9 protein-coding genes, 1 tRNA gene and 1 pseudogene are annotated in these 8720 nt (G+C 68.0%); 4 read left to right on the top strand and 7 right to left on the bottom strand.

Going from position 1 to position 8720, the window contains the following annotated elements:
* The 4 genes and pseudogenes from WBL05_RS04305 to WBL05_RS04320 form a co-directional block, all read right to left on the bottom strand.
* A pseudogene (locus WBL05_RS04305) lies at positions 1-429 on the bottom strand (hypothetical protein); the annotation flags it as partial.
* The gene (locus WBL05_RS04310) at positions 426-1787 is read right to left on the bottom strand and encodes a glycosyltransferase family 87 protein (protein WP_424224001.1); all 1362 of its coding nucleotides are present in this window, start codon (positions 1785-1787) and stop codon (positions 426-428) included. The gene WBL05_RS04310 and the pseudogene WBL05_RS04305, both read right to left, overlap by 4 nt.
* 29 nt (positions 1788-1816) lie before the next feature.
* The gene (locus WBL05_RS04315; protein WP_424224002.1) at positions 1817-4108 is read right to left on the bottom strand and encodes a transglycosylase domain-containing protein; all 2292 of its coding nucleotides are present in this window, start codon (positions 4106-4108) and stop codon (positions 1817-1819) included.
* The gene (locus WBL05_RS04320; protein WP_424224003.1) at positions 4101-4532 is read right to left on the bottom strand and encodes a DUF5318 family protein; all 432 of its coding nucleotides are present in this window, start codon (positions 4530-4532) and stop codon (positions 4101-4103) included. Before WBL05_RS04320 ends, WBL05_RS04315 begins: the two co-directional genes overlap by 8 nt.
* A gap of 104 nt (positions 4533-4636) precedes the next feature.
* Here WBL05_RS04320 and WBL05_RS04325 point away from each other — a divergent pair.
* A tRNA-Ala gene (locus tag WBL05_RS04325) sits at positions 4637-4709 on the top strand.
* Positions 4710-4986: 277 nt separating this feature from the next.
* On the opposite strand, the gene WBL05_RS04330 is transcribed toward WBL05_RS04325, so the two are convergent.
* Positions 4987-6171, bottom strand: coding sequence for a zinc-dependent alcohol dehydrogenase (locus WBL05_RS04330; protein WP_424224004.1), 1185 nt, complete (start codon positions 6169-6171; stop codon positions 4987-4989).
* A gap of 165 nt (positions 6172-6336) precedes the next feature.
* On the opposite strand from WBL05_RS04330, the gene WBL05_RS04335 reads away from it, so the two are divergent.
* The 3 genes from WBL05_RS04335 (at position 6337) to WBL05_RS04345 (ending at position 7651) form a co-directional block, all read left to right on the top strand.
* Positions 6337-6612, top strand: a complete 276-nt coding sequence (locus tag WBL05_RS04335) for a hypothetical protein (RefSeq protein WP_424224005.1) — start codon at positions 6337-6339, stop codon at positions 6610-6612.
* 76 nt (positions 6613-6688) lie between these two features.
* Positions 6689-6919: a hexameric tyrosine-coordinated heme protein gene (locus WBL05_RS04340; RefSeq protein WP_424224006.1), complete on the top strand. Its 231-nt coding sequence runs from the start codon at positions 6689-6691 to the stop codon at positions 6917-6919.
* A gap of 21 nt (positions 6920-6940) precedes the next feature.
* A complete protein-coding gene (locus WBL05_RS04345) occupies positions 6941-7651 on the top strand; it encodes a ferredoxin--NADP reductase (protein ID WP_424224007.1) in 711 nt (236 codons plus the stop codon).
* A 151-nt stretch (positions 7652-7802) separates the two neighbouring features.
* On the opposite strand, the gene WBL05_RS04350 is transcribed toward WBL05_RS04345, so the two are convergent.
* The gene (locus tag WBL05_RS04350) at positions 7803-8156 is read right to left on the bottom strand and encodes a DUF488 domain-containing protein (RefSeq protein ID WP_424224008.1); all 354 of its coding nucleotides are present in this window, start codon (positions 8154-8156) and stop codon (positions 7803-7805) included.
* 11 nt (positions 8157-8167) lie between these two features.
* Positions 8168-8437: a DUF6457 domain-containing protein gene (locus WBL05_RS04355; protein WP_424224009.1), complete on the bottom strand. Its 270-nt coding sequence runs from the start codon at positions 8435-8437 to the stop codon at positions 8168-8170.
* Between the last annotated feature and the right edge of the window lie 283 nt (positions 8438-8720).

Genomic DNA, 8720 nt, shown 5'->3' on the forward strand with positions numbered 1-8720 from the left:
CTGCCACGCCCAGAACGCGGCGGCGCAGAAGAACGGTTCGGTGTAGGCAACCGCGGTGAAGACCGTCATCGGCGCCAGCAGCCACAGGCAGGCCAGCCAGGGCCCGCCGATCCGGTAGAGCGCCCACGCAGCCAGCGCGGATGCCAGCTGCGCGGCGATGGTCGCCCCGATCACCATCGGCACACCGAACGCGGCCAGCAGCCGCATCAGCTGCGGCAGGCCCGGGAAGAACGCCACGTCGAGTGGGTCCTGGTAGCCGTTCTGCGCGATCGCCAGGTAGTGCTCGACGTCCCACTGCCCCAGCACCTGCTCCAGTGACGCCCCGGTGTCGAACATGATCCAGGCGGCCGTGACCAGCAGCAGGGTGCGGGTGGCCAGCCAGGTGACCATCACCGGGCGCGGGTCGGCGTTGGCACGCAGGGCGGTCACCGGGCCCACCGCGCCTGCAGGGCTGCCAGCCAGCCGGCGTCGGGGGTGTGGTTCAGCACCCCGCCGATCGGGTCGTCCACCATGGGCAGCCGCACCGGATCCTCCCAGGGGCGCATCACGTCGTCGACCACCCGCAGCGCGAACCACAGCTGCACGTAGCAGCGCAGAACCACCGCCAGCCAGTAAACCCACTGCGGATTGCTGCCCGGGCCGAGCAGTCCTTGCAGGAAGCCCCAGATGGACACGAAGTAGACCAGTTCGGCGGCCGTCCACACCGCCACGTCGGCCGGCCTGGGCCGGGCCAGCACCACCAACGGCAGCAGCCACAGCGCGTACTGCGGCGAGTAGACCTTGTTGAAGACCAGGAAGATGACCAGCAGCAGCAACGCCACCTGCGCCACCCGGGGCCGCCGGGGGGCGCGCAACACCAGCCAGCCGACCCCGATGCCGCCGGCGGCCATCAGCAGGAACGCGAGCGCCGACAGCGCCGGCACCGACACCCCGACCAGCTTCAGCACGTACCAGATCGAGCCCAGGTCGGCGCCGCGTTCGGCGTTGCGGGTCCAGAACTCCGACCAGCCGTCCCAGGCAGCGACCATGACCGGCACGTTGACGGCCAGCCAGGCCACTGCCGCAGCGCCCCACAACTGGCCGGCGGCCCGGTAGCGGGCCGCCCGCAGGCACAGCAGGGTTATCGCGACCAGAACCAGGACCGGGTAGAACTTGGTGGCGAACGCCAACCCGAACAGCCCGCCGGCGATCACCGGCAGCCGCCGGCTCCACGCCCACAGCCCGAGCGAGGTCAGCATCACCGCCAGCAGGTCCCAGTTGATCAGTCCGGCGGCCAGCACGACCGGGGACGCCGCGATCAGCAACGCGTCCCTGGCCCGGACCGGCCCGGACATCCTGAGGTGGGCGAGCACCGTGACCACGAAGCAGCCGAACAATGCCACCGCGGTGACCTGGAAGAAGATCTGGGACGCCGCGACCTGCTCGGCGTGGCTGGCCTGGGGCGAGACCTGACCGCCCAGCAGCCGGGTGACGCCACGGGCGGCGGCCATCAGGTAGCCGATCAGCACCGGGTACTCCAGAGCCACCTCGGTGTAGAAGCCGGCTCCGGTGCTGATGCCGCGGCCCAGGTAGAGCACCGGGATATCGCTGTAGCACAGCCGCAGGAACGGGTCGGGGAAGCTGTCCCCGACCGGTCGACAGGGCACCTGGCGCCAGACGAGCAGCAGCCAGCTGACCGTGGCTGCCAGCAGCGACCAGACGACTGGGCTGAACCACAGCCCGGTGCGCCGGGCCCGCCGTCCGACCGGGCCGCCGAGGCGTTGGGTCAGTTCAGCGGTTGGGGTCACCGGGCCATTGTGCCCCAACCGGTCCCGGATCAGCCGCCGCTACCCGGCCACTCCCAGTCTGACGGCCAGCCGTTCGGGACCTCGGCCCGCCGGGTGGTGGCCGGGACCTCGGGGACGCTGACCGACGGCTCGGGGAGGGTCGGCTGCTCGGTCGGCTGCTGGGTGGTGGTCGGTGGCGGTGGGGGCTCGGTCTCGGTCGGCTCTTCGGTGGGTTCCGGCTCCTGCGTCGGCTCCGCGGAGGTTTCCTCCGGGGTGGGCTCGGGCTCGGCCGAAGGTGTCACCGGGGGTGCCAGGGTGTTCTGCACCGTGGGCTGGATGTTCGCCGGCGGGTCGAACGGCAGGAACTCCATCCCCGCCACTGCCCGGCTCATGTAGGCGTTCCAGACGGTGGTGGGATAGCCGGCACCGTAGAAGGTGCTGCCGCCGGGGCCGTAGACGTCCAGGTTGTCGTTGCCGGACTCGCCGGCGACCATCACCACCGAGGTGGCGAGCTGCTTGGTGTACCCGACCAGCCAGGCTGCCCGGGTGACGGTTTCGGTGACGCCCTGCTGGCCCACCGAGACACCCTCGGTGCCGGTCTTGCCGGCCACGGCCCGGCCACCCACCGCGTTGCGCACCGAGCCGGCCACCGCCTGCGACAGCGCGTAGGTGACGTCGCGGGTGACCTCCTCCTCGATGGTCTGTTCACCCTCGGTGTTGCCGGAGTGGATGACGTTGCCGTTGGCGTCACGCACCTCGGCGACGATGTGGGTGTCGTTGAGGACCCCGTTGTTGGCCAGGGTGGCGAAACCGGTGGCGTTGTCGAGCGCGGTAACCTCGCCGGCGCCCAGCACCAGCCGGTTCATCTGCGCCTGCCAGGACTCGTGTTCGGGGATACCGCCGTCGTTCGCCGCCCGGATCACCTCTTCGGTGCCGTTCGGAATCCGGGTGACCATGTCGACGAAGGTGGTGTTCGACGAGTCGATGATGGCCTTCAGCAGGGTGCTGACGCCGTAGTTGACCCCGGAGTCGTTGTGCACCGGCACCGAGTCACCGGGCGGGGTGTAGGAGTTGCCCTGCAGCGTCGACTGCAGGCCGAACCCGTTGCGCAGCCCGGCCACCGCACCCCAGACCTTGAAGGTGGACGCCGCATAGCGCGGCGTGGTGGCCCAGTTGCGGGAGTTCTCGACGTAGTCGCGGCCGCCGTAGAGGGCCAGGATCTCGCCGGTGCCGACCTCGATGGACGCCAGCCCGACGTGCAGGCCGTTGGGGTCGGCGTCCGGCCGGCCGGCAGCGACCGCCTGGGTCACGGTGGACTCGGCGGCGTCGATCGCGGCCTGCTGCATCTCGGCGTCCACGGTCAGGTAAATGCTGAGCCCGCCGCCGTTGATCTGCTCGGGGGTGAACCCGTTGACCTCGAGTTCGTCGGTCGCCATCTTGATCAGGAACCCGTTCGGGCCGCCGTAGACGTTGTCGGCCGGGATGTGGGGGAACTCCGGGAGCTGGTCGTAGTACTCGTCGTACTCGGCCTGGCTGATGGCGCCGACCGGGTCGAGCATGCCGTCGAGGACGTAGTTGTAACGCTCCAGCAGCGCGGCCTGGGACTGTTCACCATTGGCTGGGTCGAGCGCGGACGGCTGGTTGATGATCGCCGCCAGCGCGGCCGACTGCGGCACGGTCAGGTCGGCGGCGTCCACCCCGAAGAACACCTGGGCGGCGGCCTGCACACCATAGGCGCCGCGGCCGAAGTAGATGGTGTTCAGGTAGCCCTCGAGCACCTGCTCCTTGGACGCCGCATGGTTCATCTTGACCGCCAGCGCCAGCTCGGTGAGCTTGCGGTCGAGGGTCTGCTCGCTGGTCAGGTAGCGGATCTTGATGTACTGCTGGGTGATCGTGGACCCGCCGCCGACGATCTCCTGGTTGCGGATGATCCCCCACGCGGCACGGCTGAGGCCCTTGACGTCGATGCCCCGGTTGGTCCAGAAGGTGCGGTCCTCGGCGGCCACCACGGCGTCCTTGATCGACTGCGGCATCTCGTCGAACCCGATCACCGTGCGGTTCTGCACCGCCAACTGGCCCAGCTCGGTGCTGCCGTCGCGGAAGTAGAGCCGGGTGGTCTGGGTCTCGAACTCGGCGTTGGCGTCCGGCAGTGAGGCGCGCTCGTAGAAGACCAGGCCGCCCACAGTCAACGTCAGTGCGCCGGCGAGCAGGATGATCAGCAGCGCACGCATGACGTTGCCGAACACCGAACGCTTACGCTTGCCGTGCCTGGTGCTGCCGGCCACCCGCTTGCGCGGTGGTTCCGACGCTCGTTTGGGTCGGTTGGACTGCTTTTCAGCCATAGATGTCCTCAACTGTCTGTTGCCGGCGCGGGGGTCGTCGTCGCTGACCGTCCCCAAGTATGAAGGTTTCAATCAGATGATTCCAGCCACAGTCTGGGCACACTTCGACCACCCTGACCTTGAACTCGCCGAACTGCTGCTCCATCTCGACCAGTTCCTCGGTCGACTTGATCCGGCCGGAGAACTGGCCCAGCTGGTCACCGAAGACGTAGTTCAGCACGACTAGTCGCTCGGAGGCGCAGACCGGGCAGTCGCGTCCCGCCAGCGTGCCGTGGTGCAGGGCAGAGCGGATGAGCATCGGGTCGGCGTCACACGGGTCGAGCCCGGTCAGCACCGATTGTGGACGACGCATCGCCTCCAGCACCGACCGCCGTTGCAGGGCATGGCTCAACCACTCGCGTTGCGTGCGGTAGGGCGAAACCATAGCGTCCAGAGTAAGCGGATGCCACAATCGGGCCCAGCGTGGATGGCAACGCTTTGCCCTGCCGCTCGTCGCCCGAGTACGATGGGCGAGCCAAATGCGATCTGGGGGCATTAGCTCAGCTGGTAGAGCGACGGCTTTGCAAGCCGTAGGTCAGGGGTTCGAGCCCCCTATGCTCCACTCGTCCATGAGCCCATCGCCGGGGCCCTTCCCGCCGCCCGGGCTGCCCCTGCGCCCACAATTCGGAAGATTGGTGAGCGAGTACGCTGGGCTGGCTCAGGGGGTACGCCGCGCGATCCTCCGCATTGGCCGTTACTCCTGCGCATCCCCCATGGGTGACCAAACTCACCGACGGTGTGGCTGGCTGGCGATCCTCGGCTCAATCGCGCCCGTGCTGGTCGGCCGGACCTCGGTGGAAGCCGCGATCGCCCAGCGGCTGGCGTCGGTGGACGCCTGGTCAGGGATGCAGGACCACCTTGATGCAACCATCGCGCTTGTCCCGGAACATCTCGTAGGCGTCGGGAGCCTCCGACAGCGGTAGCCGGTGAGTGGCGAAGTCCTCCAGGCCCAGCACGTCAGTGGTCTGGTTGGCAAGGTCGAACAACTCGTCGGTCCACCGTTGCACGTGGCACTGCCCCATGCGAACCGTGATGCCCTTGTCGAACATGGTGAACAGCGGCATCGGGTCGACCGCGCCGCCGTACACACCCGACACCGAGACCGTGCCGCCCCGCCGCACCGCATTGATCGCCGTGTACAGCGCGTCCAGCCGATCGACGCCGATCTTGTCGATGGCCTGCCGTCCGACCGGCTTCGGCAGCCGCGCGGCACCGGCGATCATTGCGCCGGCAACCGGGTTGCCGTGAGCCTCCATGCCAACCGCGTCCAGCACGGCGTCCGGACCGCGGCCGTCGGTCAGCTCGCTTAGCGCAGCGGCAACGTCGTTCCCCTGCCGGTAGTCGACCACCTCGGCGCCCCACTGCCGGGCGTACTCGAGCCGTTCGTCCACCAGGTCGACAGCGAGGACGCGTCCGACCCCGCGATGCCTGGCCACCCGCACCGCCATCTGCCCGATCGGCCCCAGGCCCAGCACGGCCAAGGTGTCATCCGGGCCCACGTCGGCGAACTCGACGCCCTGCCAGGCGGTCGGCAGTACATCACTCAGGAACAGGAAACGTTCGTCGGGGAAGTTGTCCGGCAGCTTGACCGGGCCGAAGTCGGCGTGCGGGACGCGCACCAGTTCGGCCTGCCCACCGGGCACCGACCCGTACAGCGAGGTGTATCCGAACAGCCGGGCACCCTTGTCATGCTCGGTGACCTGGGTGGTCTCGCACTGTGCGAACAGGCCGCGTCGGCACATCCAGCAGTGCCCGCAGGCGATGCAGAACGGGACGACGACCCGATCGCCGGGCTGCAGCCCGTCGACGCCGTCGCCGACCGCCTCCACCACCCCCATGAACTCGTGGCCCAGCACGTCGCCCGACTTCAGGAAGGGCGCCAGCACGTCGTACAGGTGCAGGTCCGAGCCGCAGATGGCGGTGGCCGTTACCCGCACGATCGCGTCGGTGGGTTCCTGGATCACCGGGTCAGGCACCTCGCGGACCTGGACGTCGCCGATTCCTTGCCAAGTAAGCGCTCGCATGCAACGTCTTAACCCAGCCCGGACGAGCGGCAAACCGGCCCACGGTCGCGAAACCAGCCAGGCGGGTAGCTTGGAGGGAAGCCGTCGGGGCCACCAGCCGGGCCGAGGGACGATGGCCCTCCGAGGCGGCCGCGTCTCGGGACAACGAGTCGCCAAGGAGCTGAGATGACCGATCCGCAGTTGCAGTGCGAGCCGTTGGAGGACGGTAGCTACTCGATGAGCACCGGGTCCTACGACGGCACCGTCACCGTTACGCTGTCATTGGCCGGGGCGGCAGAACTCACCGACGGCCGCCTGACCGACGACCAGGCCACTGCCCGGGCGACCCTGCGCTACCTGCTCAGCCACCAGGGCGCCGCCGACCTGCCGGAGTTCATCGACATCGGTGATGTGCTGGCCGCCTACGACGACGCAGCGGATGAGATCTCCAAGCTGGCCTGAAATCGCTCGTCACCGGTTTTTTATGTAGTTAACCTGTAGAATTTCGGTTCCGTGATTCCCACTGGAAGGAACCGACGTGACAGATCAATGGTTGACCAGCCTCATCACGGCCACTCCCCAGGAGGGGTTCGAGTTGGCCATCACCTTGAGTCGGCGGGGTGTCAAGTACACCCAACCGGACGCCGAGGTGCTGCACGCACTGCGGCACGGGTACTCGAACTCCAGTGACGCCCTGACCGCCGCGTCCCAGGTCGTCGCGATCAACTTCCAGACCGTGGCGGCGGCGAACAACTACTGGCGGCAGTGAGCCGGGTGGAGGTGGTTCGGGATGATCACGCCCGTCAGGTTGCTGGGGAAGGACCTGGTGGCCAACGAGACAATGGCCTTCCGCTTCGCCAAGCCCGAGGGGTTTGAGTACCGGGCCGGGCAGTTCTGCGACATCACGCTGATCGACCCGCCGCAGACTGATGCGGAGGGCAATACCCGTGGTTTCTCGCTGGCGTCGGCTCCGCACGAGGACTTCCTGATGGTGGCCACCCGGCTCCGGGATACCGCGTTCAAGCGGGTCCTGCGTAACCTCCCGATCGGCACCGAGGTGATCCTTGACGCCCCGTATGGCGACTTCACACTGCACCGGACGCAGTCAAGGCCGGCGGTATTCATCATCGGCGGCATCGGCGTCACCCCGGTGAGGAGCATGGTCTCGCAGGCCAGCCATGACAGGACCGGACATCAACTGCTGTTGATCCACTCCAACAGGACCGCCGAGGACGCCCCCTTCGCCGATGAGTTCGAGCGGCTGGCCGCCGCGAACCCGAACTTCCGGTACGTGCCGGTCTACCAATCACCGCCGGCCGGTTGGCAGCAGGAAAGCGGCCGCGTGGACGAAGCGATGCTCCGCCGCCATGTCGACGACCTCGGGGCACCCGGCTATTACCTGTCCGGCCCGGCGGGCATGGTGAAGGCGATGCGCAGCATGCTCACCGCGGCCGGGGTGAACGAGGACAACATCCGCACCGAGGAGTTCGCCGGCTACTGATTCTCGCTCCTGATCAGGACCTGACCGCCGGGACGGGCGGCGTCCTCAGGTGAGCAGGTCGCGCCGCGACGAGGGCCGCCCTCGCCAGCAGGTCCCGCCAGCACGCGGGGCCGTCCTCAGGTGAGCAGGTCCCGCCAGCACGCGGGCCGTATCAAGCCAGCAGGTCGCGCAGGACGACGGCCTGGTTGTGTTCGGTATCCCGGGCGCTGTAGAGCAACGTCACAACCGGATGCTCCTGGACGCGTTGCCGGAGGAGCTTGAGGGCCTCCGATTCCTGCAGCTCCGCGCGGTAGCGATCAGCGAACTCCGCGAACCGTTTCGGGTCATGGCCGAACCAGCGACGAAGTTCATCCGACGGACCAACCTCCCTGAGCCACTCGCCAAGCTCAGCGTCGTCCTTGCGCAGTCCCCGTGGCCAGATCCGATCCACCAGGATTCGGTAACCGTCTTCCCTTGTGGGGTCGTCATAGATCCGCTTGATCCGGATCTCGCCCGAGCGTGCCAACGGGTCCCTCCCTACTTCTCGAACTGCTCCAGCAGCGGCCCGAGGCGCTCGATCGCCTGGTTCACCCCGGCGGCGAAGCCGCCTGCGTCCTGGGTGGCCGCGACGCCGACCACCATCGCGGTCAGCGGGCCACCCGGCCGGGACGGCCCGTGCGCCACTCGAGCGACGAGGTCGAGGATCTCCGGAGTCACCTCGGCGATCAAATCGCGGTCGACCTGCAGCGCTGCACACACCTGGTCGAGCCACTGGTTCATCTCGGCCATCTTCTGCCGTTCATCCATCGGGACTCCTCCTGTTCAAGCAGTTTCAATATGGCACACCCGGGAGCCCAGGGTGGCCAAGCTGGCGGGGGTCGCCGGCGCGGAAGCGGATTTCCGGTTTCAGCACGCTGAAAGGCGATTCCGGGCTCTTGAATCGGTAAAACCTGAATCCAGCGTGCTAGGAGACTGCTGAAGAAGGCGTGTTTCAGTTTGGGATGAGCGGGACGGGCGGGTCGCCATCACTTTGGCCGTCGGAGCGGCTCTGGTAAGTCACAGCGCGTGGCTGGACACGAGGTCGACCCGC

It is taken from the genome of Brooklawnia sp., from assembly GCF_049651565.1.
Taxonomy (GTDB): Bacteria; Actinomycetota; Actinomycetes; order Propionibacteriales; family Propionibacteriaceae; genus Brooklawnia.